At 50.7% G+C, this 203-nt stretch carries 1 pseudogene; it reads right to left on the reverse strand.

Annotated elements, in window-relative coordinates:
- Nucleotides 1–203: pseudogene (locus HMPREF2625_RS01870) on the reverse strand (protein argonaute-2); the annotation flags it as partial.

Here is a 203-nt window from a genome sequence, read left to right on the forward strand (position 1 = left end):
ACGTCATCATTAACGATGTTCCCGAACTCATCAAGTTCCTGAACACGCGGCTCGTACTGTACACGGTGGGTATTATCGATCCCCGTAGTCTCTACAGACAGAACGTTATCAGTATTCTGCGGGTCAATGAATCCATCGACAGAGGTAATCGCAATAAAACCGGAGTTCTGATTCGCGGGTGCGGAGGGCTGGCTCTGACGGCT

Source organism: Rothia sp. HMSC064D08 (genome assembly GCF_001809525.1).
GTDB classification, from domain to species: Bacteria; Actinomycetota; Actinomycetes; order Actinomycetales; family Micrococcaceae; genus Rothia; species Rothia dentocariosa.